This window comes from Pseudonocardia sp. Cha107L01, assembly GCF_052566575.1.
This window is the reverse complement of record NZ_CP199579.1, coordinates 1,934,698-1,957,901: the sequence shown is the minus strand read 5'-3', so window position 1 is coordinate 1,957,901 and position 23,204 is coordinate 1,934,698. Positions and strand designations below refer to the sequence as shown.

Here is a 23,204-nt window from a genome sequence, read left to right as displayed (position 1 = left end):
CGCGCGGCTCATTGCCGCAGCCGGCGCTCGCGGGCGTAGAGCACGAGGATCACGAGGATGGCGAGGCCTTGGGCGATCTGCCGGCCGGCAGCGGCGATGTCCGAGAGCGTCAGGATCGAGTCGATGGTGCTGAGGATCAGCACGCCGGCGATCGTTCCCACGTAGCCGCCGCGGCCGCCGAGGATAGAGGTGCCGCCGATCACCACCGCGCCGATGGACGGGAACAGGTAGGTCGAGCCGATGCCGAAGTCACCGCTGCCGGTGTACCCGGCGAGGGCGATGCCCGCGACGGCGGCCATCACCGCCGCGAAGACGTACACGCCCAGCAACGTGGACCAGGCTCGGATGCCGGCCAGCCGAGCCGCGCGGGCGCTGGTACCGATCGCAAAGACGCGACGGCCGAACGTCGAGCGGTGCAGGACCAGGTACGTGACGATGCTGACGACAATCCACGCAACGAGCAGGCCGGAGAACCAGCCGTTATGCCCCATGGTCCGTGTCAGCAGCTCCGGCGGCAGGCCGGTGGAGCTCCCTGTGGTGAGCACTAGCACCGCGCCGTCGACCGCTGCACCCACGCCGAGTGTCATGATCATCGGCTGGATGCCGAACACCGTGATGCCGATCGTGTTGATCATGCCAAGCACGGCCGCCACGATGATGATCAAGATCAGAACCGGCCACCGGGAGGAGTCGCCCTGGACCCAGTACGGAGTCATCACCTCGGCGAAGGCGAGGATCGAGGCGACCGATAGGTCGATGCCGCCGGTGATGATGACCACGGTCTGACCCGCCGCCACAATGCCGAGCACCGACGCGAGCGCGATCATCGTGCTTAGGTGCGCCGAGCCGAGAAAGCCGGGGTGCAGGATCTGGCCGACCACGCCCACCAACACCACCGCGATGTACGCGGCGGCGACCGGCGTCACGCGTCGGTGCAGGGGTGTCCTGGCGGAACTGCCCGATTCGCCCCGCGAGCCGTCGGACTCGTCCTGCGTGCTTACGCTCTTGCTGTTTGCCGTGCTCGTCATCACGCGCCGCTCCCGACCGACGGAAGCGGGATCCGGATCCATCGGCGCGCGGTGAAGCGCGACAGCGCCAACGCCACCACGAGCAAGATGCCGTACACCACGCGCTGGTAGAAGGCCGACGCGCCCGTGTAGAACACCAGGCTGTTGATCAGTGTCAGCGCCAGGGCGCCGAAGACCGCTCCGATGAGCGACCCCTTCCCGCCCTGAAAGCTGACTCCGCCCAGCACCGCCGCCGCGATGGCCTCCAATGTGATCGACGCCCCGCTGAGAGGGTCGCCACCGCTGGTGGTCGCCGACAGCATCAGGCCGCCCAGCGCCAGCAGCAACCCCGCGATGGCGAACACGGCGATCTTCGTGCCGACCACGGGGATGCCCGCCGTGTACGCGGCGTTCTCGCTGGACCCCACCGCGTAGATCCGTTTGCCAAACCGAGTGCGCGCCAGCCACAGCCACACTGCGATCAGCGCCAGGCTCCACCACAGCGGCGCGTAACCGGACGTGAGGTTGCCGAACGAGTCGGGGATGCCGCCCTTCGGAGTCGGCAACACGTAGAGCGCCACGCCTGCCCAGACCGCCGACAGCGCGAGCGTGACGATGATCGACGGCAGCCGGACGAGCGCCGTAAACAGGCCGGCCACGACGCCGAGCGCGATGCCGGCGAGGGTTGCGAGCAGAACCGATGCGGCCGAACCGTGCCCGATCAGCACAACGATGATCACGTTGGTGAGGCTGATGACGCTGCCCGAGGCGAGGTCGATCGAACTCGTCAACATGACAATGCCCTGCGCCGCCGCCGCAAAGACCAATGGCAGGCTCGTGCCGAGCAGGTACAGCAGGTTCGAGGCCTGGATAAAGCTCGGCTGCAGGATCGTGTTGAGGACGAGCAGGACGACGACCGTAAGGTAGATCGTCGCGTCGCCCAGGTTGATCGACAACCCGTTCTTGGTCGGAGCAGTCATGCGGCCTTCTCTGCTGATCGACCGAAAATGCCCCGCAAGATGTTCGCCTCGCTTACGTCCGAGCCGATGAGCTCGGCCGACACCGCGTGGTCGTGAAAGACAAGCACACGCGGGCACAGCGCGATCAGTTCTGGAATCTCCGTCGAGTTGACGATCACCGACAGTCCGCTGTCGGTCAGCTCCTCGAGCAGCCGGTAGATCTCGTCCTTCGACCGCACGTCGATGCCGCGCATCGAGTCGTCCAGCAGCAGCACTTTCGGTCGGCTGAGCAGGCCGCGGCCGAGAATCACCTTCTGCTGGTTGCCACCACTGAGCGAGTCGATGCTGTCGCGCAACGAGTGCAGCCGCACGCCCAGCCGGATCGCCATGTCATTGCTGAACCTGCGCTCGACCGAGCGCATCAACCATCCGTAGCGGCTCAGCCGAGGCAGGCAGCTCAACACCATGTTGGCGGCGATCGCGTGCCCGGACACGATTCCCTCGACCTTGCGCTCTTCGGGGATGTAGTAGATGCCGTTGGAGATCGTGTCCCGTGGGGAGCGTGCGTGGACGGCCTCGCCGTCGATCTCACGGGAGGCTCCTCGGGCGGGAAGGTCGCCGCCAATGATGCGCAGGACCTGCTTCTGGCCGTGGCCCTGCAGGCCGGCCAGGCCGAGGATCTCCCCTTCGTGCAAGTCGAACGCGATGTCCTCGCGGAACCCTGCCGACGCGGGAATCGAGAAGCGCGCGCTCACGGTCGAGGACACCGTTCGCCGCGGCCGCGCCGATACCGCGTCGCCGGTGTCGGGCACCAGGTCGATGATCTTTCGCTTGCCCAACAGCTCGTCGAGCAGGATGTCATGGGTGATGCCCTTGGCATCGCGCGTCGAACCGATCCGGCCGTCGATCAGTGTCGACACACGGTCGGATATCTCGAGCACCTCGTCGAGCCGGTGGGAGACGAACAGCACCGCGGTGCCCGCGGCCGCCAGCCCACGGCAGACCTTCATCACCTGGCGCGCCTCGGGCGAGTCGAGCGCCGACGTCGCCTCGTCCAAGATCAGTGTCGAGGGCTGCCGAGCGATGGCCCGCGCCACCTCGACGAGCTGCAGCTGGGCCAGGGTCAGGTCGCGACAAGAAGCTTTCGGGGAAAGCTCGAAGCCGTGCGCTTCCAGGAACTGCGCCGTGCGAGATTCCAGCGCACGCCTGTTGATCGTGCCGATCCGGTTGTGCGGGTAGCGGTCGAGAAAGATGTTCTCGGCGACCGTGAGAGACGGCAGCACCGTCAGCTCCTGGAAGGCTGTCGCGATCCCACTCCGCAGGCTGCTGGCCGGGGAGGAGCAGTCGACCGGCTGCTCGCCGCGGGTGATCGCGCCGGAGTCGTTCACGACCGTCCCCGAGAGGATCTTCACGAGCGTGCTTTTGCCCGACCCGTTCTCACCGAGAATGGTGTGCACCTCACCCGGCCGGAATTCGAGGGAAACGCCCCGCAGAGCGCGAGTATTGCCGTACGACTTCACGATTCCTGTGAGCGTGAGGCCTACGAAAGGGTCGGGCCGTGCCTGCGACAGCATGGGGCACTCCTCGGAAGGCAGGGTTCGGGTGGCGAAAGGCCGGTCCCAGGCGTGCCCGTGACCGGGCCTTGCCGCTACGAGAGGTAGCTCTGAAAGAGCTCGGCCTGCGGGACCGGCACCGGGTTGACGAACTGGCCGGGCTCGTTGGTGAGCCCCTTGGTCCAGATGGTGTCGAGGTTGTCGTTGGTGATCACGGGGGTTTTCAGCAGCACCGGGTTAGAGCTCACCTTTGCGCCCTGGTGCACCTTGATGCCCAGCCAGAGCGCGTCGACGACCACGGCCGGCGGCTGCGGCGCGCCGACGGTCTTGTAGCCCTGCGCGACCCGGTCGTGCCAAACATTGAGGAAGTCGGTCGTGCCGTCGAAGACGATCGGTGGCAGCGGCTTGCCGGCGCTGATGAAGGCATTCGCCGCACCGCCGGCCGAGTCCCCCTGGTCCCACACTCCGGCAATGTCGGAATTCTGGGCCAATACCTGGGCCATCTTCTGCTTGGCCGTCGCCGGGTTCCAGTCGACGTTGACTTCGCTGACCGTGATGTCCGGGTATTTGGCGAACACCTGCTTAGCGAGATTGTTCCGATCCTCGTTCACCGGCGTGCCAGCGATGCCCTCGAGCATGACCACGTGGCCTTTGTGACCGATGGTGTCGGCAAGCCCCTGCGCAGTGTCGGCAGCGATGATCTTTGGGTCGATCTCGACGTTGATCGACTTGTCGCTGCTCGCCAGATTGTCAGTCGTCACCACGGTGACCCCTTGGGCCACGTCGCGGGCGATCTCAGCGTTGAGCCCGGTCGCTGACTGGGCGTCCACGACGAGGACGTTGACGCCCGACTGCACCATGTCGTGCATCTGCTGGATCTGGGTGGAGACGCTGTCTCCCGCGTTCTGGATGACGTACTTCTTGATCTGGCCGCTGCTCTGAAGCTTGTCGGCTTCGGCCTTGAAAGAATTGATCATGATTCCGCGGAACGACGAGGTGACGCTCGAGTTGCTCAACCCGAGGACGATGCTGCCCTTGTCGCCGCTTGTGGAGCTACCTCCGCTGCCGCATCCTGCCAGTCCAGCAGCGACCGCTAGACAGATCGCGGGAATGACGCAAAGTCGTCGGAATGCACGCATCATGTACTCACCTCAGTGTGATCGTGTCGCTTCTGTGCGGACGTGCTGGCTACGTGCTTGCAATGGAGTTAGCCGCACGGGCGGCCAATGCTGAGATAAAAAACCGGATTCGGCTATATCCGATAAGCAGCGGGCCGCCGGTCTTTCCACGGGCTTAACTCAAACTCGCCCGCCGTAAAAGTGATCGATTTGTCCCTGGATCGCGCAAGGTCCACGTCGACAACGAGCAGATCCTGCTCGTTCTCCGCCTTGGCGAGCACCTCGCCCATCGGGTCGACGACCTGGCTGTCGCCGAGGAAGTCGATGCCGTGCTCGGCGTCGCCTCGGTTGGACACCAGCAGATAGACGAAGTTCTCCGCGGCCCTCACCCGGGTGAAATGATCGGCCAGAATGCTGGCCTGAACCGGCCAATTGGTCGGCAGCGCGATCAACTCGGCGCCCTCGAGAGCCAGCGTGCGCATGACTTCGGGGAACCGGATCTCGTAGCAGATCGCAATCCCGATCCGGCCCAGTGCGGTGTCGAAGACGGCCGGGGCGGTTTCCTCGGAGACCGTCGCGAAGCGGTCCGCGCCCATGAACGGTAGGTGGCGCTTGCGGTACCTACCGATCAGCCCGCCGGGACCGAGGACCGCAACGGTGTTGAACAGCTGATCTCCGTCGCGCTCGAGATAGCCGACGAGCGCGTGCATCTCCCGCTCCCGACAGGCCCGCGCGAGGTCGCCCATCTCGGGGCCGTCGGTGTTGATCGCAATCGCGAACGCCTGCTCGCGGCAGCTCGTCACATAGCCGGTCAGGAAACACTCCGGCAGGACCACCAGCCGCGCACCGGCGTCGGCAGCTCGAGCGACCACCTCGACGGCGCGCTGCGAATTGGCCTTCGCGTCACCGAAGATCGCGTTCACCTGAGCGACCGCCACGGTCAGTTGGTCCGGCATTGATGGCTCCTTAGACATGGCATGAAGATCTAGAAGGGCTCCGGGTCGGGACGAGACCAGTACTGACGTTCATCGCGTTGACATCCATTCCCTTTCCAGATAGTCCGGTTGCACGTAGCCGACGGACAGCTGCTCCTGGTGCCACCGGCGCCGCTGTCCGGCGGGCACCGCGCGGTAACCGCGCCAGAGCAGACCGATCGCGACGGCGGCGTAGCGCTGGTACTCCAGGACACGCCGAAGGCAGGCGGCGTCCGCCAGCAGGGCTGCCGCGTCCCGCGCCGCGGTGCTCAGCGGTGCGAGCTCCCTGAAGTCGGCGAAGGCGCCCGCCTCGATCTCGGCGAGCTCGGCGAGGTCGGGCCTGCCCCCCGGTGAGCTGTCGACGAAGGTGACCAGGTCGTCGTAAAGCTCCAGCCACACCGACCGGTCCGGCTCGTCGAGCCACAGCGTCGCTTCGAAGAGCATCAGGGCGTGATGCCGAATCATGCTGTAGCCGTGATCGAGAGTCACCAGCTGAATCTGCAGAGCATCGTTGGTGAGGCTCAACTCCAGCCGCGACGAGCCGGCCAGCACTGCGCGACGGTCCGCGCGTCCCTCCAGGACAGGTGCGTACGCGAGCCCGAGCAGCTCCATGAAGAACCCGACCTCCGGAAGGTGCTTGAGCACGCGAGGCTCACCGGAGGCATCCAGCCAGGCACCCATGAAACGCCCGTACGGCCACTGGCCGGGATCAGTGACGGTCTCGTGGTCGACGGCCGCGGGGCGCGCGACGTCACCGGCCAGAGGCAACAGCTCCGACGCCCGGCGGCAACCCTTCTCGGTCCACAGTCGTGACCGTTCATCGGTGAAGGCCTGCGCGGGACACGGCGTGCCTTGGAACGTACCCACATCCGTCCTTCCTCCCTGGTATGCCCCCGAGCCAACGAGGAGGCCGAACAAGACAGAGCCTTGCATGTAAGATGCAAGGCGGTCAAGAGTCGCTAAAGACCGTCTCGTCGATGTGGATCAGGTAGTCGCCGCCCCTGCGCTACCTGAGCGCACATCACAGCTTCGCCAGCGATGCGCCGCCAAAGGCGCGCGAAGGCCTTAGGTGAGGGGCTCGGTATCTGCGGGCGACGGCCAGGGCGGACCGAGCAGCACCGTGGCGGCGCCGGTTTCCTGCTCGATCAGCAGATTGCAGGTCAGCAGGATGTGCTGGTGCATCTCGTGGGCGGCGCCCGGCGCGTCGCCGGCGACGATGTGCCGGTAGATCGCCTCGTGATCCGCGACGACGTCAGACAATGACCGGGTCTTGTCCGCGGTGGAGGCGCCTCGAATCATCTGCAGGTCACGCAGCGAATCGACGTAGTTTGCCAATCGCCGGTTTCCCGAGGCTTGCAGGATGACGCGGTGGAAGGCGGCGTCGCATCGCAGGTGCTCGCGGGGGTTGTTCAGGACATCGGTGACCCGCCGCAACGCGGTCAACGCCTCGCCCAACCGCCGGTGTTCCACCTTCCTCATCAGGGTCGCCGCCCGATAGGCAGCGCGTGGCTCCAGCAGCAGCCGCATCTCATAGATCTCGGCCAGGTCGTGGGTAGAGGTTTCGAGGATCCGCATACCGCGACGGTGCTCGACACGCACCATGCCGTGATCCACCAACCGCGTCACCGCCTGGGCCACCGGGGTCCGTGACACACGCAGCTGCGTGGCGAGCTCATTCATTGAGTACAACGCCCCGGGTACCAGGTCACCGGACACAATCAGGTCGCGGAGCCTGCGATAGATCTCTTCTTCCAGGCTTAGAGCAGGTGCTGGTAGCGGCTCGATCTCCACGCTGGCCACCCCGTTGCCTCCGCCCCAGTGGCGCTCGCCAAGCGCGCCTTCTTGGATGCTACATCGCAGCTGTCAGCATCCATGCTGGCACGAGATCCTGGCCCAGCTGGCCCGCGACGACTCAAGGAGGCCGGACCGCGGAGTTCGCTGAGCGTGGTCTCGACGGGACGACGATGACCCGTATCGCGGCCCGTGCCGGCATCAACAAAGAGAGGCTGTACAGCTACTACGGCGACAAGAACGCACTGTGGGAGGTCGTGCTCACGACGAACTCGACCGGCTCGCCTCCGCGGTAGCGCTCACCGGGGCGGGATTGGACGACATCGGCGACTTCGCGGGTGCGACCTACGACTACCATGCCGCGAACCCGGAGCTGGGACGTCTGCTGCAGTGGGAGGGCCTGGCCCGGGGTCCCGCCGCGGACGTTGCCCGCCGCTCGACGCACTACCGGGAGAAGGTCAACCGGTTCGCGCAAGCTCAGCGCGACGGCGTCCTCGACGCCGGCCTCGACGCGGCCCACCTGGTGTTCGCTCTCATCGCGCTCGCCGCGTGGTGGCAGACCGTCCCGCAGCTCGCGGAGATGATCACAGGCGCCAGCGGGGACGACCCCGGTGAGCACGACCGCCGGCGGGCATTCGTGGTCAAGGCCGCACGCCGCCTCGCGGCCGCCCGCTGACCTGCCCGGCGCTCGACCGGGCCGGCCCCGACAGCCGGACACGCATTCTCGAGGCCGGCGGCCCACTCTTTCGAGGCGGCGCGCGTGCCTCACCAGGTGCGCGACGTTCCACAGCCGCAACGGCCGCGCTGACGTACACCCTCGGCGTCACCTGACGGTCGCCGGGACCGGGCGGGAGTTCTTACGGTCGCATCCGTGCCATGGATCAGTTGCCTCGGTGTCGGCCCTTCGAGGATCAAGAGCGTCTCACTCGCGTTGGCCGTCGCATGCGGTCTAGCGGCGCTCGCCGCCGGCTGCGCAACCCTGCCCGAGCCGAGCCCCGCACCACCGAGCACTCCACCGGGTCCGCAGGCGATCTCCTCACCCGCGTCGCCGAAGCCCACCATCGTCTTGTTGCACGGGGCCTTCGAGGACGCCTCCTCATGGAGCAAGGTCACCCAGCAGCTGCAGTCCGAGGGGTTTCCGGTAATTGCGCCGGCGGTACAACTGCGCGGGGTGGCCTCGGATACCGCGGCGGTCGAGGGGCTGCTCGACTCGGTCCATGGCCCGAAGGTATTGGTGGGACACTCCTACGGCGGGCTGCTGGTCAGCGAGTTGGCGAGCAAAACGCCCGACGTGACGGCGCTCGTGTACGTGGCGGCGTTCATTCCGCGGGCAGGTGAGTCCGCCGGAATGTTGAATGCACAGTTCCCTGGGTCACTGATCGGGCCCGCGACAACGCACCAGGTCAACAGCCCCGACGGCGCGGAGCTCTACGTGAACACGGCGAGCTTCCCGGCGCTCTTCGCGGCCAGCGGTTCCTCCGCCGACGCCGCCGACGCGGCCGTGGAAGCCGCTGGCCAGCGACCGAGCCTGGCCGCCGCATTCGACGAGAAGGTCGCCACGACCGCGCCTGCCCAGATTCGTAAATACGCCATCGTGGCCACCGAGGACAAGGCCATCCCGCCGCCCGCCGAACGCTTCGAGGCGCAACGCGCCGGCGCGGTCATCACCGAGGTGCACTCACCGCACGCCGTGCCCGCGGCGAACCCGCGGGCCGTCGTTGATGTCGTCCTCCGGGCGGCGGCCGGGTGAGTAAGCCGCCGTCAGCCGGTCAGCGCTTGACCTCGTAGTGCAGATGCAGCACGCGGTCGCCCTGGACCACCTGGTCGGGATCCTGGAGGAGGACGGTGCCGGCATGGCTGCCGAAGAAGCGCACCCCTGCGCCGAGAACCACCGGGACGACATCCATCGCGACCTCGTCGACCAGCCCGGCCGAGAACGCCTGCCCGCCGAGGTCACCGGCGGTCACGCAGACGAGACCGTCGCCCGCGAGCTTCTTGGCGAGCGCAATACCCGCCTCGACCGAGTCGGCGGTGTGGAACGGTGCGTCCGGGTGGTGGGCGAGCCACTCGTCGGGCAACGGCCGGTGGGTGACGACGACCAGTTCGTCGCCGGCGGCCGGTTTGCCGTCCCAGCCGTTCGTGGTGTCGAACAGGTGACGGCCGATCACCGTGACCTTGACGGCGTCCCAGAAGGGCTGGACGTAGTCGGCCGACGTCCGCGAGACACGGAACGTCCAGCCGCTCGCTCTGGCGGACAACTCGGTGTCGCCGTTGAAGTACCAGTCGAACAGCGGCCCGACCGTGTCGTCGGGATAGGCGATGAAGCCATCCACCGACACGACCGCCTGTATGACAACTCTGGCCATCTCCGCTCCTCAGCCGAACGTCGGGACGATCACGTGCGCCGGTTCCGGCGCGGTGGGCTAGTGGTCGTGTGCCCTCAGCCAGTCGACGTAGTCCGCCGCGGCGCGCTCGACGTCGTACTCCGGCCGGAAGCCGGTGTCCGCCCGCAGCCGGGTGGTGTCGAGGTAGTTGTCCGGCGGCCGCCCGGGATTGCGCCCTTCTGGAAGGGAGAGGTTCGCGCCCGGAACCGCGGCATTGATGGACGCGACGACCTCGCGGTAGCGCACCAGGCGTCCACTCGAGACGTTGTAGATGCGGTGGTTGAGCCGCTCCGCGAGCATGAGCAGCGCAATGGCCCTGCCGCAGTCCTTCACGTAGCAGAGGTCGGTGCCGTCCTCGGCGCACGCGGACGGGCGAGGTGGAGTGAGATCGGGGTCCTGGCCCCAGACCGCGGCGCTGAGCAGGCGGGGAAGCGGGGTGAACGGGTTGTCGGGCGGGCCGAGGGGCCCCCAGATGGTGCCGATCCGCAGGCTCACCGCGTCGAACCCGGAGCTCTCGCCGACCAGCGCGGCAAACAGCTCGGCGGTCTTCTTGAACACCGGGATCTGGTGCGCTGCCACCACCGGCAGCGGGGCGTCCTCGCGTAACGGGACCTCGTCCACCCCCAGGTACGCGGCGATAGAGCTTGCGACGGAGAACCGCCGCACGCCCCACACGGTCGCCGCCTTGAGTGCGTTGAGCAGGCCGAGGGTGTCGGCGCGCAGGTACTCGACCGGATCGCGCAGGTCGTAGCGGGCCGCCGCCAGGTGAACGATGCCGGTGATCTCGTGTCTCTTGCCGATGTCGAGGAAGCCCGCCTCATCCGTGGTGTCCAGCGGCTCGACGACGACCCGGCCGCCAGGCTCGTTGGCGAGGTACTCGGGCAGTTCGGTGGACCGGTGCGCGGTGAGGACGACGGGTTCGCCCAGGTCCAGCAGAGCCCGTGCGGTGTGCGACCCGATGGAACCCAGGCCGCCGGTCACGAGAATCATGATCGCGACGCTAGGACGGAGTCAGTCGGCCCGCTTGTACAAAACGGCCATCCCCGGGGCGCAGCATCGGGCCGATGGATGCAGCGTGGTCGTGCCCGCAGGTGCACGCGGCGCGTGACTGCGCGAGGAACTCGCCGGGCGTCACACCCGAGATCCGGCGACACTCGCGGCTGAGGTGCGCCTGGTCGTGGTATCCGGTCTCGACGGCCCACCGCGCGAGATCGACGTCTGCGGCGCCCTGCTGGGCGACCGACGCCAGGACGCGGGCGTGGAAGCCCTGGAAACGAAGAATGCGGTGCAACTCCTTGGGGCCGACGCCGACCGCTGCCCGGCATCGGCGCCGCAACTGGCGTTCGGAGATCGACAGCAAGGCGGGCAGAGCGGCCGTTCCGCTGTCGTGCCACGGCATGAGGTTCCGGACGGCCTCGTTCACCAACGGGTCCGGTTCGCCGGCGGATCGCGCGACGAACGACTGGAGCCGGTCGAGCGCGGCCCGCGGTGTGGCGGCTTCCCCGAGACGATCTGTCAGTCGGGCCAGGTCGCGCCAGATGTCGGTGCCCGCGATGTCCTGATCGACCAGCTCGTCGGCCGGCATCCCGACGAGACCGCCGAGCACGCCCGGACGCAGCCGCACCCCGACGACCGTGCCACCCGCCGGAATCTCCTGATACGTCGCCGCGGTCCGCGGCCCGAGCAGCCGGGGCGCCTCGCCGAGCACACACCGCACCTCGGCGCCGCCATGTGGCACGTGCCGCTGCGCCACGGGCCGATCGCCGACCTGCTGGATCCAGACGGTCGATGCGAATGCGGCGAGCGCAGGCGTCGGCGCGCAATCCACATAGGACGATTTCTCAGCCACCCCAACCATCCTTGCCGGGTCTCATCCCTTGGCACGACGTTCCCGGGCTCGCCGTTCTCGGACCGCCTGTGCCGTACCGGTCGGGTATCCGAACTTCGTCGCACGTCGATCCGTCGAGTCTTCGAGGAAGACGAAGGTGAAGAGCAGGCCCACGATCGAGCCGAAGACGACACCCATCGCCCGGATGGTGAGCGGCCAGGGCAGCAGCGCGATCAAGATCACGTCGAGGGGGACCACGAGCGTCAACAACCGGGCGAGGTGCCGCAGCGGCCAGGTCGGGGTGGTCAGGTCGTAGAGCACCCAGTCGCGGTACTCCGCCGGCAGGCGCCCGCTCAGGGCGTACCACAACCAGCGCAGCACACCAGGATGCCGGGGAAGCTCCGCACGATTCCTCACGGCCGTCAACCTCCGCTGCCGACGCTCCAACTGTGAGCGCAACCTAGCTGACTACCCGACCGCGCCGCGCCGAACGGGTTGGCATGTTCTCCTGAGTCAGGCGTTTGACCTGCGCTACTAGTGTCCTGAGTCGGAACTTCCGACTCAGGACACTAGGATCCGGCCGGTGCATCGGGTGGTGGCCTTGGCGTTGCCTTCGGTTGTCGCGTTCGACCTCTCGGTCGTGGCGCAGATTTTCGGGCATGTGGACGAGCGGGAGCACTACAGCTTCGTGGTCTGCGCCGAGCGGGCCGGTCCAGTGTGTTCAACCACCGGATTTGGGATCGAGGCGCCGGCCGGGTTGGACGCGCTCGCCCAGGCGGACACGCTCGTGGTGCCCGGCTTCGGCCCGCTGGATGACCCATCGGACGCCGTGCTCGATGCGCTGCGGGCGGCCGCGGCCCGGGGCACTCGTATCGCCTCGGTGTGCGTGGGGGCGTTCGCGCTGGCCGCGGCGGGTTTGCTGGACGGCCGGGGCGCCACCACGCACTGGGAGCACGCCGAGGAGTTCCGCACCCGGTTCCCTGCGGTGCGGCTCAATCCCGACGTACTCTACGTCGACGAAGGACAGGTGCTGACCAGCGCCGGAATCACCGCCGGCATCGACTTGTGCCTGCACCTGTACCGGCTCGACCGGGGCGCGGCAGCCGCCGCCGAGGTCGCCCGACGCATGGTGGTGGCCTTCCACCGGCCCGGCGGGCAAGCCCAGTTCTCCCATCGGCCACTGCCCGAGCCGGGCGCCGGGCTGGTCCGCACGTGCGACTGGGCGGTGGCCGAGCTGCACCGCCCGCTGAGCGTGCACCACCTGGCCCGGCACGCAGCCATGGCCCCGCGCACCTTCGCCCGGCTGTTTCGGGCAGAGACGAACATGACCCCGATGCGCTGGCTCAACCTGCAGCGGGTGCTGGAGGCGCAGCGGTTGCTCGAGGCCACAGACCTGGCCGTCGACGAGATCGCCCGCCGCTGCGGGCTGGGCACGGCGGTGAGCCTGCGCGCGCAGCTGGCCCGCCACGCCGGCACCACACCGAGCGCTTATCGTGCGGCGTTCCGCTCGTCCGGCTGACCTGCGTCGCCGGCCTGGCAGCAATCTTGCCGTCGTTGGCTGTCGGGCCTCTCGTCAGCTCGGCCGGCGCGGCGCAGGGTGGTGGTCATGACGAACATCGACATGCTCCTGGAGCGCAACCGAGCCTTCGCCCGCACCAATGCCCGGGACCGCGTGCCGACCATCCCGTTCATCCCCAATCGGCAGACCTTCGTGATTACCTGCATTGATCCTCGGGTGGACCCGGCCGCCGTTCTCGGCCTGCAGCTCGGTGATGCCATCGTCGACCGCAATGTCGGCGGCCGAGTCACCCCAGCGGTGCTGCAGGACGTGGGCTGGATCAGCCATCTGCATCGGGCCAAGACCCCGGACGCCGAGTGGTTCGAGCTGGCCGTCATCCACCACACCGACTGCGGCTCCGGGCTGCTGGCCGACGACGCGTTGCGCCATGCGTTCGCTGATCAAGGTGGCTACGACGATGCCGCGCTGGCGGCGCTGGCCGTCCTCGACCCGGCGACCACCGTGGCGGCCGACGTAACCAGTCTGCTGGCGTCGCCGATGGTCGACCCGAACATCAGAGTCTCTGGCCACGTCTACGACCTGGCGACCGGGCTGGTCACCGAGGTGGTCGGCCCAAAGTCCCGCAAGGATGGCTGAGGCACCGGGTCTTGACCAGACCCCAACGTGGGTGTAGGTGTATACAGTATGGCATGTACGTCCGCGCAGTAGTGCGCGGTGGGCGCTGCAGAGAGCGAAGGCTTGCACCCTCATGTATGCAGTCATCAACCCGTCGACGGGTGAACTGATCGAGGAGATCCCGAACGCGACGGACGAGAAGGTTCGGGCGGCGATCGACCGGGCCCACCACGAGCGGGGCGAGATTGTCGAGTTGCTGACCGTGAACGAGGTCGCCGTGACGTTACGAGTCTCGAAGATGACGGTGTACCGGCTGATCCACGCGGGTCGGCTAGCGGCGATCCGCGTAGGTCAATCTCTGCGACTACCCCGAGGCTCGGTGGACGCGTTCGTCGGCTAGGCCGGTCCGTCACGCCGGGCGGCGGGATGCGCGTCAGCTCAGCGCTGTTCCGCGTTGGCGCGCGGCACGTCGGGTACCGGGCGGCGAGCTCGTGCGTGACCTTCCAGTGCGTGGTCGCGCGCTTGCCGTCGAGCAGACCGGCGGCGGCGAGGATTGAAGGCGCCTGTGCAGATCGACGCGACCCGGCCGGCTCGTGCCGGCACCCGCACGGCTTCGGCCAGGTCCTGAGGTACGACCGTGCGCGGGTAAGGGACGAGCCTGGCACCAGGAACGTGTGCGGCGCCGGCTCGGGCGAGAGGGCGCCCTCGACCGCGAGCCCGACGCCGAGGTTCGACGTGACGTCGTCACCGGTCGGAGACAGCAGCACGATCGCCGCGGTTCCCGCCCGTCCGGATCTGAGGGATTCCTGGCCGGATAGATGCGGCGTCAAACGCGGAATGGTCGGCAGCATGGACGCACACATTCCAGTAACCGTTCCCGGAAGGCGACGAGGCCATGTCCGAGGTCATCGCGGGGCTGCAGGTTCCTGAGACGGCGGCGGTCGCCGATGCGACGCGACTCATCCAGGAAACGACCAGCCCCCTCATCTACCACCATTCCCGCCGTATTTTCCTTTTCAGCGAGATCCACGCCCACAAGCTCGGGGTGAAACCGGATCCCGAGCTGCTCTACCTCGCTGCCATGTTCCACGACACCGGTCTTCTGACGCCCTTCTCCGATGTGCAGCAGCGTTTCGAGGTCGACGGGGCCGACCACGCGCGGAAGTTCCTGCTCGAGCGCGGTTTCTCCACGGCCGCCGCCGACACCGTGTGGACGACGATCGCCCTGCACACAACGCCGGGAATTCCCGAACGGATGGGCCCCGAGATCGCCTCCATGTATCTCGGTGTGCTGACCGAGGTGCTCGGTTTCGGCCTGGACGGGCTCGACACCGATCAGGTGGGGGAAATTCTCGCCGTCCATCCGCGAGGCGACTTCAAGAACGAGTTCCTGCGGACCTACTTCGACGGGCAGAAAAACCGCCCGGAAACCACCAACGGAACCGTGAACTCCGACGTTCTCGAGCACTTCATCCCCGGTTTCCAGCGCACGACCACCGTCGAGCGCATCGTCGGCTCGGCCTGGCCGAGCTGACCGGAACACCACGGAAGACACCGCGATGATGGTGTGAGTCGCCGCAAGGACGGCCGTCGTCCCGGACGAGGCGCGTCCTTCACCCTGCTCGTCCTCGCCAACGTGCTGATGATGGCGGCCGCGAGGCCCCCTCGCCGATCTACCCGCTGTACCTGCAGCGTTGGGGCTTCTCGGTGACGACACTGACGGTGGTCTTCGCCGTGTACGTCGCCGGACTGCTCGCTGCCCTGCTGACGGTCGGCTCGTTGAGCGACCACCTCGGTCGCCGTCCGGTGTTGGTCGCCTCCCTTCTGGTGGCGGCGGCCTCCACGGCGATCTTCTGGGCGGCCGACGGGGTGATCCCGCTCGTCATAGCGCGGACCGTGCAAGACATCGCCACCGGAGCGGCGACGGGCGCCCTCGCCGCCGGACTGGTGGAGTTCTCACCCGCGGACCGCCCGCACCTGGGGCCGACGATGACCGCGGTGGGCACGAGCCTCGGCCTGGCCATCGGCGGCGGTGTAGCGGGGGTGCTCGTTCAGCTGACTCCGCGTCCCGACGGGTACGTCTTTCCCGCGCTCACGGCGCTCAGGGCGGGTTGGTAGTGCTCAACTCGGTGGTCGACCGCTCGTACCCACCTTGGCTGCGTGCACAGGCGCTCGGACTCACCCTCGGTATCGGTGGTCAACGGCCGCGAGGCGACCACTGTCCGACCTGAGCCGAACTTCTTCACCTCTTGAGCCACTTGGTGTTCTTGGGTTTGCGTAGCTTCTTCCAGGCGTGGGACAAGTCCTGTTCGGCTTGGTCTGCCCGGTTGGTTTCGAGCCTGTGCAGGATGCCGAAGGTGAACCCGTTGCCGCCGTCGAGGTGTGCCTGGGCGGCGAGTTCCCGGATTACCGGCCGGGCCACGACGGCGTCCTGGTGGTCACCGAGCAGTTTGTGGACGGTCTTGGCTCGGCGCTTGAGCCGTTTCGCCGGTTTACCAACGGCGGGGCCCGCGATCTCGGCGGCATAGCGCAACCTCTTGCCGGCCTTGCGGGTCTCGTGCAGCGCGGTGTTGCGCTCGTGGCCGGCGTCGAGTGATTCGGCGGCTCGCATCCGCTTGGCGAGGCGGCGCCAGGCGCGGCCCATCTGCCTGGGCAGCTCGCGCCGCGCGGGGCGTTTGGCCCGCCGGGTCAGCGGCGGGTCGCTCAGCAGTGCGTCGATCGCATCATGCAGGGCCAGGTACCGGTCGCTGTTGAGCGCAGCGAGGGCCGCGGCCTGGCCCTGTGACCGGCTCCGCTGCATTGTGCGGGTGACCTGGGCGGACACCGGGCCCATCACCAGCTCCTCGGGCAGCTCGGTGAGTACCTCGGTGAGCCGTTCCTCGATGACCTCGCTGTCGCGGGCCGTGCTGAGCTCGCCGCCGACCCACTTGAGTTCGTCGGTCAGGCCTCGGGTCGCTTCCCGGTCGATAATCTTGCCATAGGCCTGCAGCGCGCTGCGCATACGGCGCGCGGCGACTCGTGTCTGGTGCACCGCGTCCGGGGCGTCGCGGCGGACCAGCGGATCCTGGGCACGCAACCGCTCGGCTTGCTCACGCAGGTAGTCCAGCACCACGACACCGGCGGAGCCGGGCTTGAGCTTCGGCTTCTTCCCCGGTTCGGTGGCCAGCCGGTCGGCGAGCAGCCGGCCCAACTTGGACGTGGACCTCGAGCGGCGCACCCCGACCGTGAGCAGTTGTTTCTCGATTCGGTCGAGCAGCTTCGCCTGGCCGTGTTCAGCCAGCTCTACCTCGACCTCGCGCCAGGACACCGCGGTGGTCTCTGCTCCCATGGTGTGCGCATTGACCTGGTCCTCAACCAGCTCGACTAGCTCGCGACCCGCCGAGTCGGACATCAACCAACGCCGCCGGGTGGTGTGTAGCTGTGCCACCGGCGCCAGTGCCGCGCCTCGGGAGTGCACCCGGACCAACGTGGCCAACTCCGCCGGCGGGTCCACTCGGTCGTTGCCGGCCAGCGGCAGCCGGTGCTCGTCGCGGCTGTCCGCGCCCGCGGGTAGCTTCAGGTGCCAGCCCTGGTCCGGTCCGCCGACGCGGCGCCGCAGCGTCACACCGGCGCGGAGCAACCGCAGGTCCGAGGTGTCGAAGTAGACCGCCTCGAGCTGCTGCCGCTCAGCGCCGGCACCCCCATCCAGGCCGAGCAGCACCGGCGGGTCCGGCAGTTGAAACGCCTCACCCGCCTCGTACTTACGTTCCGTTTCACGCACCACGTTCACTGACTCGCCCATGACACAGGCGTACCCGCCCTGACCTCACCTTCAACGCTGCCGCGCGAAATCGACCGGCCTGCCGGTCGTTCGCCGAGCGGACGCGAGCCGCCGAGGCACTCGACGCCGGTGCGGAGCGCGACCTCGCGCTGCACAAGACCCGCGAGGCCGGCAAGAAACTGCGCCTCCTCGCCCACGGTGGCGCGGATCTACGGCCGCTGCCTTACCGGCCGTGAACCTTGTGCATTTGTCCCCCGACTCGGAGGCTTCGCTTTCTGCCGCCGCCGGAGGCGGTACAGACTCAGGTCTCGGCAATGGTGGGCGAGAGCCTCGATCGGCGTAGCGATGAACGTGACAGCGGCCGCTGCTGCGGCGGGTGATGTTGGTGCAGCCGGGATAGTCGCGAACCCGATGTCAGCTCCACTGTGGTCATCACGCGCCCACAAATGGGCGCAAAAAGAGATTACGATCCTAGGAACATTTCCTCAGATCAATAACGGCGTACTGTCCGAAATTTCTCAGAATCCGTCGGGCACGCTTTCCATCTCTGGCGCATTATTCATCCATGACGCGATGGGTTCAGATTGTGCTGTATGTGGTGCTGGGTCTTGCGCTGCTGCGCTTCGGCGTGGTGTGGACGCTGCAAGGCCTGAACCTGTGGGGTGGCAGCTTCATGAGTGGTTCGCCACGGTGGCTGGTGATCGGGGTGGTCCTGGTCATCGCGGGCATCACGCTGCTGGTGCAGTCCGGGCTGCTGCTGCGGCGACGGGTCCGAGGCTGACCGGAGCGGTCCGCGCGGCTGAACTCGGCCGGCGCCGGCCGGGTGACATCATCTCGACACACGGTGCCCATGCCCATGCTGGAGGACACTATGTTGATCAACGGCACTCCGTTGGAGCTGGCCGACATCAAGACGATCCGGTCGGCGCTGCTCTCGGGTGCGATCACAACCCGCAAGGTGGTCGCGGCCTACCTGGACCGGATCTCCGCGTTCGACGCCGCGGGACCGGCTCTCAACGCGATGGTCACGATAAACCCGGCGGCTCTGCGGGAGGCGGAGGCAGCTGACCGAGCGCTGGCGGACGGTCGTGCTACTGGTCCGCTGCACGGCATCCCAATCGTGGTGAAGGACTGTCTGGACACGGCCGACATGCCCACCTCCTTCGGATCGGAGATCTTCACCGACTACCGGCCAGCCACCGACGCCACGGTCGTGGCCCGACTACGCACCGCAGGAGCGATCCTTCTCGGCAAAACCACGTTGCCGGACTGGGCGACGTCGTGGTTCAGCTACTCCTCGCGCAGCGGTACGACGAAGAACCCTTTCGACCTCCTGCGAGACCCCGGTGGCTCGAGCAGCGGTACCGGCGCGGCCGTCGCCTCGGGCTTCGCCACGGCCGGCCTTGGAACAGACTGCGGTGGCTCGGTGCGCCTCCCGGCGTCGTTCTGCAACCTGGTCGGCGTCCGCTCGACGCCGGGCGTCATCAGCCGCGCCGGCTGCAATCCCCTCGTGAGCGTCCAGGACACGATTGGGCCGATGACCCGCTCCGTCGAGGACGCCGCACGGCTGTTCACCGTCATGGCCGGCTTCGACCCTGTGGACGAGCTCACCTACGCCTACTCTGTCGCCCGCGCACCGGCGTCCTACCTCAACTGCTTGCGACCAGACGCCCTTGTGGACCGGCGCATCGGCGTGCTGCGCAGCGCATTCGGCGCCGAGAACGATCCCAATGCCCGGCCAGTCAACGAGGTGATGGGCGCAGCGCTGACGCAGTTGACCGCGGCGGGCGCAGAGCTGATCAATGTCACTGTCGATGACCTCGCGGGCTGGATCGGGCGCACGTCGATGTACACGATCAAGTCCAAATACGACATCGACGCGTGGCTCGCGGGTCTGACCGGTGCACCAGCCAGCTCCGTCGAGGACATCGTCTCCTCGAAGCGGTACCACCCGAAGCTCGACCTGCTCGAGGCCCTTGCCGCCGGCCCCGACGACCCGTTCACCGACCCGGCCTACCACCGGGCGTACTACGCCCGTGAAGCATTCATGAAGTTGCTGGTCAACCTGATGGAGTCCCACCGGCTCAGCGCGCTGGTGTACCCCACCTGTCAGGTGGAACCACCGACCCGGGAGGACACAGACTCAGGTCTGTGGAACACCCTCAACTTCCCGACCAACACCGTCATCGGGTCGCAGAGCTGGATGCCCGCTGTCACCGTGCCCGCTGGACTGAGCACCGCGGGACTACCCGTGGGCATGGAAATCCTGGCCCGGCCCTACGACGAGCCGACCATGTTCGCGGTCGCCCACGGCTTCGAGGAGATCGGCGCGCACCGGCACATCCCGGAGTCCACGCCGGTGTCTGCGTGACCGCAAGACTGCGGCAGGCGGCTCACCGGCCGAGGGGACGTACCGGTGGGCCGCCCACCTCATCGACGGGTGCCCCAGCTTGGTTGCTCAGAATGTCCCGCTTGGTTGGCCGGCCGAGATTGTCGCGGGGGCGATGTCGTTGTCGATGTCCGGGGGGCCCGGGCGTCTGGTGTGTGCGAGACCCAGTCCGGCCCAGCCCAGCTCGGGACGGTTCTTGTCGTATTTCTTGTCGTCTCTGTTGGGCGTCCGGCGTTGCCCCTGCGCAGGGGTCCGGGCGGGGCGGGCTGGGGGGTGTTGGTCGAGTAGTTCGCGGGCTGCGCCGAGTAGTCGCCGTCCGGTGCGGGGTGAGATGTCCATGCTCAGGAGTTGTCCGACCTGCTCGCCGGTGACCTCGTCGGCGTCCTGTGTGTTGGCGAGGTGTTGGGCGAGTGCGGCGATGCGTAGGTCGGGCGGTCGGCGGTGCCCGTTGGATCCCGGTGTCATAGGGGACGTGTCGCCGGCGGCGGTGAGGGTTTCCTCGGCCGCTTTCACGGCGGTCGCTTTCACGGGGGAGCGGCGCGGGGCGGGTTTAGCGGCGTGGCGCGGCGGGTGATTTGGCCCGGCTGGGAGCGGTGTCGCTGGTGGATGTGGTGTGGGTTCCGGCGCCGCCACCCTGGTCGTAGCGGTGAGCGGTGCTGGGGCGGGCGGCGGCGTGCTGGTGACCTGTGGCCTCGGCCCGTTGGTGATCGGGGGCGCTGACTCGTCGGCCTGGCTAGGGGCTGCACCGAGGTCTCCGGGCTGGGCGGAGTCCTGTTGGGCGGGGGTGTGTTCGGTGGCGGTGATCGCCAGCACCATCGTGCGCCACGCCCGGAACGTCTGCCATGGTGCGAGGACCAACCGGATCACCCGGGGGAAGGGCACCGCGACTGGGGGTGGCAGACCGCGGCGGCGTTGCACCTGTCGGCGAAGCTCGGCCAGGAGTACCTCAAAGGCCATGTTCGCCGCGATCGGCACCGCTACCCCTAGGGCCACCGTCGCCGGGTCGTGGTGGGCGCGCAGGTAGGCCCAGACGCCGTTGCTGGCGGAGGAGGTGCTGACCGCGACGACGGTGGCCAATCGGGCTGCGATCGCGGGGCGGGCATCTAGGGACGCGGCCCAGGACACCCCGGCCATGGATACCGCGAACCCGTCGATGACCAGTGGCAACAAGTGCGGGAACGTGAAGCCCTTGGCGGCGGCGAACGCGCTCTGTTCCTGGAATGACCAGGCGCAGCCCAGCAGCCAAACCAGACCCACAGCCAGTAGCGAGGTACGCATCGGCAATGCCGCGGTGAACCGGCGCCATCGATTGCCTCGCTGAGAGCAGGTTGCTGGGTTCGCCGCAGTGTCAGTATCTGACATACACAAGGCCCCCTCGTTCGTATAGCAACGCCGGGGATCGGTCGCGGTTCACCCTAGGTAGGTCGGGTTCCCGCACGCGCGGGCAGCGACGCCCGCTGGACGAGCACTTCGCGGAGCCGATCCATCAGACGACCCTGTCCGAGCGGAAATGAAATTCTGACGCACCCACCCAGCGCACTGATATTTCGTGGCGCCAGGCCGCGCCCAGCGGCACAGCTGGGTTGTTCGGCGGCTGTCCACCATCGAAGAACCTCGTCCTTGGCGACTCGAGGTACGTCGGATGATGTTCGACTTTGATCTGCTGAGAGCCCGGTGGTGCAGTTGGACGGCTGATGCATGGCGTTCGCAGTCTCTGCCACCGTTGAGCCCACCGGGATGTGCATTCGACGGTAGTGATTTTCAGGAACGCAACCATGCCCGACAGGCCCTTCCTAGGATGCTTCACAGTCACCGCGCTCAACCGGTGATCACATTCGGACCGGCACGCTCCCCCCTTGTCCGCTCCGCGGACTCACCCGGTCCGGCACCGTACCGATCTTGGAGGTGACCTATGGCGAGTCCCCGAACCTGCCGACGCCAATACCACCAGACGCTGATGATCGCGACGGTGACCTTCGGTTGTGCATGAGGTTCTCAGCCTTGGCGTCATCGGTTGAGCCGATACATCGTCACGCGGTACTCGGCGTGGAACTGTCCCTCGACGCTGAGCACGGGCGGGCGCTCCTGTATGGCGAGCTAGACATGGCCTCCACCGACTGGCTGAAGACCGTCCTCGACCAGTTCCGCCAGGACGGTTGCCGATTCCTGGTGCTCGACCTGTCGCACCTGAAGTTTCTCGGGGTCACCGGTCTGGAGGCCATTGTCCGCATCGCAGGTGAGTACGCCGAAGCGGGAGGCCAAATCACGCTGACTCGACCAACGCGAACGGTCCGGCGCATCCTGGACCTGACTGGGCTCAACGATCACCTGACGCTCGGTGAACGCCCCGATACGCCGTAGACCTGGCCAGCTCGCCGAGCATGGTCAGGTCGAAGGCGTTGTGCTTGGCCGGACGGTTCAGGCCGATGATCAGCACCGCATCGACGCGCTCGATCATCAGTGTCTGGGCGGCCCAGGCGGATGAGGCAATCGCCGGTCAGACGGCGGTCCGGCCACCGTCGGCGGCGACGGTGGCGCCGGTGACGTAGGCCGAGGCCGGCGACGCCAGGAACGTGATCACCTGGGCGATCTCTTCCGCCTTGGCCGCGCGACCGAGCAGCGTGGTGGCCCCGAGGGCCTCGATGCGTGCCGGATCGGCGGCGGTGTGCACCGGGCCCGGGGCGACCGCGTTGACCCGCACGCCCCGGGGGCTGAACTCGGCCGCCCAGGAGCGGGTCATGGCCGCGAGCGTCGCCTTCGTGCCGCCGTAGGCGGCGGCGCCGGAAATGCCGATGGCGGCCACCATGCTGGCCACGTTGACGATGCTCCCGCCGCCGTTGGCCGCCATCCGGGGTGCCAGCGCCGCGACCAGGAAGTACGCGGCCCGCACGTTGCTGTCGAACAGCGCGTCGTAGGTGGCGACGTCGAGGTCCGCGGTGGGGCCGAACCAGGAGATGCCGGCGTTGTTGACCAGCACGTCGACCTCGCCGGCCTCGTCGGCGAGCCGGCGGATCTCGGTCGGGTCGGACAGGTCGGCCGCGACGAAGCGCGCCTTTCCGAGCGCCCCCGCGATCTCGGCGACGACCTGCTCACCCCGCTCCGGATCGCGGCCGTGCACGATGACCTCGGCGCCTTCGCGGGCCAGCTGGATGGCGGTGGCGCGCCCGATGCCGGACGTGGCGCCGGTGACGAGGGCGATCCGGCCGCTCAAGCTCTGACTGGTGGTCATGGTGGTGCTCCTTCGCTATTCAATGGCGGTGGCCAGCGAATTGCAGCCTTCCTCCGGACCGGGTCTGGAGCACCGCAC

24 protein-coding genes and 1 pseudogene are annotated in these 23,204 nt (G+C 67.7%); 11 read left to right on the top strand and 14 right to left on the bottom strand.

What is annotated here, in order from left to right; translation table 11 throughout:
* Positions 1-8: 8 nt before the first annotated feature.
* From ACTXG6_RS09365 to ACTXG6_RS09335, 7 genes are all read right to left on the bottom strand, one after another.
* On the bottom strand, positions 9-1,070 hold the full coding sequence (locus ACTXG6_RS09365) for an ABC transporter permease (RefSeq protein WP_445187361.1): 1,062 nt from the start codon (positions 1,068-1,070) through the stop codon (positions 9-11).
* Positions 1,028-1,987, bottom strand: coding sequence for an ABC transporter permease (locus tag ACTXG6_RS09360; protein ID WP_445187360.1), 960 nt, complete (start codon positions 1,985-1,987; stop codon positions 1,028-1,030). Before ACTXG6_RS09360 ends, ACTXG6_RS09365 begins: the two co-directional genes overlap by 43 nt.
* Positions 1,984-3,540, bottom strand: coding sequence for a sugar ABC transporter ATP-binding protein (locus ACTXG6_RS09355; RefSeq protein WP_445187359.1), 1,557 nt, complete (start codon positions 3,538-3,540; stop codon positions 1,984-1,986). The genes ACTXG6_RS09360 and ACTXG6_RS09355 overlap by 4 nt, the downstream gene beginning before the upstream one ends.
* 74 nt (positions 3,541-3,614) lie before the next feature.
* The gene (locus ACTXG6_RS09350; protein WP_445187358.1) at positions 3,615-4,661 is read right to left on the bottom strand and encodes a substrate-binding domain-containing protein; all 1,047 of its coding nucleotides are present in this window, start codon (positions 4,659-4,661) and stop codon (positions 3,615-3,617) included.
* A gap of 110 nt (positions 4,662-4,771) precedes the next feature.
* The gene (locus ACTXG6_RS09345; RefSeq protein WP_445187357.1) at positions 4,772-5,593 is read right to left on the bottom strand and encodes a carbon-nitrogen hydrolase family protein; all 822 of its coding nucleotides are present in this window, start codon (positions 5,591-5,593) and stop codon (positions 4,772-4,774) included.
* A 69-nt stretch (positions 5,594-5,662) separates the two neighbouring features.
* Positions 5,663-6,529: a hypothetical protein gene (locus ACTXG6_RS09340; RefSeq protein ID WP_445187356.1), complete on the bottom strand. Its 867-nt coding sequence runs from the start codon at positions 6,527-6,529 to the stop codon at positions 5,663-5,665.
* A gap of 147 nt (positions 6,530-6,676) precedes the next feature.
* Positions 6,677-7,402 (bottom strand): GntR family transcriptional regulator, encoded by a 726-nt coding sequence (locus tag ACTXG6_RS09335; protein ID WP_445187355.1) that lies wholly within the window; start codon positions 7,400-7,402, stop codon positions 6,677-6,679.
* A gap of 173 nt (positions 7,403-7,575) precedes the next feature.
* Here ACTXG6_RS09335 and ACTXG6_RS09330 point away from each other — a divergent pair, with 173 nt between their 5' ends.
* From ACTXG6_RS09330 to ACTXG6_RS09320, 3 genes are all read left to right on the top strand, one after another.
* Entirely contained in the window at positions 7,576-7,698 is a 123-nt protein-coding gene (locus ACTXG6_RS09330; protein WP_445187354.1) for a TetR/AcrR family transcriptional regulator, read from the top strand.
* Positions 7,650-8,078 carry a hypothetical protein gene (locus ACTXG6_RS09325; RefSeq protein ID WP_445187353.1) on the top strand — a complete coding sequence of 143 codons (429 nt, stop codon included), beginning with the start codon at positions 7,650-7,652 and terminating at the stop codon, positions 8,076-8,078. The genes ACTXG6_RS09330 and ACTXG6_RS09325 overlap by 49 nt, the downstream gene beginning before the upstream one ends.
* A gap of 195 nt (positions 8,079-8,273) precedes the next feature.
* Positions 8,274-9,152: an alpha/beta fold hydrolase gene (locus ACTXG6_RS09320; RefSeq protein ID WP_445187352.1), complete on the top strand. Its 879-nt coding sequence runs from the start codon at positions 8,274-8,276 to the stop codon at positions 9,150-9,152.
* Positions 9,153-9,171: 19 nt separating this feature from the next.
* On the opposite strand, the gene ACTXG6_RS09315 is transcribed toward ACTXG6_RS09320, so the two are convergent.
* From ACTXG6_RS09315 to ACTXG6_RS09300, 4 genes are read right to left on the bottom strand one after another with little or no spacing between them, the layout of a single operon-like run.
* Positions 9,172-9,768, bottom strand: coding sequence for a dihydrofolate reductase family protein (locus ACTXG6_RS09315; protein WP_445187351.1), 597 nt, complete (start codon positions 9,766-9,768; stop codon positions 9,172-9,174).
* Positions 9,769-9,825: 57 nt separating this feature from the next.
* Positions 9,826-10,776 (bottom strand): NAD-dependent epimerase/dehydratase family protein, encoded by a 951-nt coding sequence (locus ACTXG6_RS09310; RefSeq protein WP_445187350.1) that lies wholly within the window; start codon positions 10,774-10,776, stop codon positions 9,826-9,828.
* Positions 10,777-10,786: 10 nt separating this feature from the next.
* Entirely contained in the window at positions 10,787-11,635 is an 849-nt protein-coding gene (locus ACTXG6_RS09305) for a helix-turn-helix domain-containing protein (protein ID WP_445187349.1), read from the bottom strand.
* Positions 11,636-11,656: 21 nt separating this feature from the next.
* Complete coding sequence (locus ACTXG6_RS09300; RefSeq protein ID WP_445187348.1) at positions 11,657-12,031, bottom strand: DUF5313 family protein; 375 nt, start codon at positions 12,029-12,031, stop codon at positions 11,657-11,659.
* 166 nt (positions 12,032-12,197) lie between these two features.
* Here ACTXG6_RS09300 and ACTXG6_RS09295 point away from each other — a divergent pair, with 166 nt between their 5' ends.
* From ACTXG6_RS09295 to ACTXG6_RS09275, 5 genes and pseudogenes are all read left to right on the top strand, one after another.
* Complete coding sequence (locus tag ACTXG6_RS09295) at positions 12,198-13,133, top strand: GlxA family transcriptional regulator (protein WP_445187347.1); 936 nt, start codon at positions 12,198-12,200, stop codon at positions 13,131-13,133.
* A gap of 87 nt (positions 13,134-13,220) precedes the next feature.
* The gene (locus ACTXG6_RS09290) at positions 13,221-13,769 is read left to right on the top strand and encodes a carbonic anhydrase (RefSeq protein WP_445187346.1); all 549 of its coding nucleotides are present in this window, start codon (positions 13,221-13,223) and stop codon (positions 13,767-13,769) included.
* A gap of 193 nt (positions 13,770-13,962) precedes the next feature.
* Positions 13,963-14,148 (top strand): helix-turn-helix domain-containing protein, encoded by a 186-nt coding sequence (locus ACTXG6_RS09285; protein WP_445189962.1) that lies wholly within the window; start codon positions 13,963-13,965, stop codon positions 14,146-14,148.
* 495 nt (positions 14,149-14,643) lie between these two features.
* Positions 14,644-15,282 carry an HD domain-containing protein gene (locus ACTXG6_RS09280; protein WP_445187345.1) on the top strand — a complete coding sequence of 213 codons (639 nt, stop codon included), beginning with the start codon at positions 14,644-14,646 and terminating at the stop codon, positions 15,280-15,282.
* A 131-nt stretch (positions 15,283-15,413) separates the two neighbouring features.
* Positions 15,414-15,866, top strand: a pseudogene (locus ACTXG6_RS09275) (MFS transporter); the annotation flags it as partial.
* A gap of 124 nt (positions 15,867-15,990) precedes the next feature.
* On the opposite strand, the gene ACTXG6_RS09270 reads toward ACTXG6_RS09275, so the two are convergent.
* Positions 15,991-17,529: a CYTH and CHAD domain-containing protein gene (locus tag ACTXG6_RS09270; RefSeq protein ID WP_445187344.1), complete on the bottom strand. Its 1,539-nt coding sequence runs from the start codon at positions 17,527-17,529 to the stop codon at positions 15,991-15,993.
* A 544-nt stretch (positions 17,530-18,073) separates the two neighbouring features.
* On the opposite strand from ACTXG6_RS09270, the gene ACTXG6_RS09265 reads away from it, so the two are divergent.
* Both ACTXG6_RS09265 and ACTXG6_RS09260 read left to right on the top strand, forming a co-directional pair.
* Positions 18,074-18,289, top strand: coding sequence for a hypothetical protein (locus ACTXG6_RS09265; protein WP_445187343.1), 216 nt, complete (start codon positions 18,074-18,076; stop codon positions 18,287-18,289).
* Positions 18,290-18,364: 75 nt separating this feature from the next.
* Positions 18,365-19,879, top strand: a complete 1,515-nt coding sequence (locus ACTXG6_RS09260) for an amidase (RefSeq protein ID WP_445187342.1) — start codon at positions 18,365-18,367, stop codon at positions 19,877-19,879.
* 87 nt (positions 19,880-19,966) lie between these two features.
* Here ACTXG6_RS09260 and ACTXG6_RS09255 read toward each other — a convergent pair whose 3' ends face one another.
* Complete coding sequence (locus ACTXG6_RS09255) at positions 19,967-21,175, bottom strand: DUF2637 domain-containing protein (protein ID WP_445187341.1); 1,209 nt, start codon at positions 21,173-21,175, stop codon at positions 19,967-19,969.
* Positions 21,176-21,943: 768 nt separating this feature from the next.
* On the opposite strand from ACTXG6_RS09255, the gene ACTXG6_RS09250 reads away from it, so the two are divergent.
* Entirely contained in the window at positions 21,944-22,258 is a 315-nt protein-coding gene (locus ACTXG6_RS09250) for an STAS domain-containing protein (RefSeq protein ID WP_445187340.1), read from the top strand.
* Positions 22,259-22,394: 136 nt separating this feature from the next.
* Here ACTXG6_RS09250 and ACTXG6_RS09245 read toward each other — a convergent pair whose 3' ends face one another.
* A complete protein-coding gene (locus ACTXG6_RS09245) occupies positions 22,395-23,126 on the bottom strand; it encodes an SDR family NAD(P)-dependent oxidoreductase (RefSeq protein ID WP_445187339.1) in 732 nt (243 codons plus the stop codon).
* Positions 23,127-23,204: the final 78 nt, after the last annotated feature.

What these genes read in the sequence shown, in the direction of transcription:
- ACTXG6_RS09365 (WP_445187361.1), bottom strand. Translation starts at nt 1,070, where the DNA reads ATGGATCCGGATCCCGCTTCCGTCGGTCGGGAGCGGCGCGTGATGACG.
- ACTXG6_RS09360 (WP_445187360.1), bottom strand. Translation starts at nt 1,987, where the DNA reads ATGACTGCTCCGACCAAGAACGGGTTGTCGATCAACCTGGGCGACGCG.
- ACTXG6_RS09355 (WP_445187359.1), bottom strand. Translation starts at nt 3,540, where the DNA reads ATGCTGTCGCAGGCACGGCCCGACCCTTTCGTAGGCCTCACGCTCACA.
- ACTXG6_RS09350 (WP_445187358.1), bottom strand. Translation starts at nt 4,661, where the DNA reads ATGATGCGTGCATTCCGACGACTTTGCGTCATTCCCGCGATCTGTCTA.
- ACTXG6_RS09345 (WP_445187357.1), bottom strand. Translation starts at nt 5,593, where the DNA reads ATGCCGGACCAACTGACCGTGGCGGTCGCTCAGGTGAACGCGATCTTC.
- ACTXG6_RS09330 (WP_445187354.1), top strand. Translation starts at nt 7,576, where the DNA reads ATGACCCGTATCGCGGCCCGTGCCGGCATCAACAAAGAGAGGCTGTAC.
- ACTXG6_RS09315 (WP_445187351.1), bottom strand. Translation starts at nt 9,768, where the DNA reads ATGGCCAGAGTTGTCATACAGGCGGTCGTGTCGGTGGATGGCTTCATC.
- ACTXG6_RS09310 (WP_445187350.1), bottom strand. Translation starts at nt 10,776, where the DNA reads ATGATTCTCGTGACCGGCGGCCTGGGTTCCATCGGGTCGCACACCGCA.
- ACTXG6_RS09290 (WP_445187346.1), top strand. Translation starts at nt 13,221, where the DNA reads ATGACGAACATCGACATGCTCCTGGAGCGCAACCGAGCCTTCGCCCGC.
- ACTXG6_RS09280 (WP_445187345.1), top strand. Translation starts at nt 14,644, where the DNA reads ATGTCCGAGGTCATCGCGGGGCTGCAGGTTCCTGAGACGGCGGCGGTC.
- ACTXG6_RS09270 (WP_445187344.1), bottom strand. Translation starts at nt 17,529, where the DNA reads ATGGGCGAGTCAGTGAACGTGGTGCGTGAAACGGAACGTAAGTACGAG.
- ACTXG6_RS09265 (WP_445187343.1), top strand. Translation starts at nt 18,074, where the DNA reads ATGACGCGATGGGTTCAGATTGTGCTGTATGTGGTGCTGGGTCTTGCG.
- ACTXG6_RS09260 (WP_445187342.1), top strand. Translation starts at nt 18,365, where the DNA reads ATGCTGGAGGACACTATGTTGATCAACGGCACTCCGTTGGAGCTGGCC.
- ACTXG6_RS09255 (WP_445187341.1), bottom strand. Translation starts at nt 21,175, where the DNA reads ATGCGTACCTCGCTACTGGCTGTGGGTCTGGTTTGGCTGCTGGGCTGC.
- ACTXG6_RS09245 (WP_445187339.1), bottom strand. Translation starts at nt 23,126, where the DNA reads ATGACCACCAGTCAGAGCTTGAGCGGCCGGATCGCCCTCGTCACCGGC.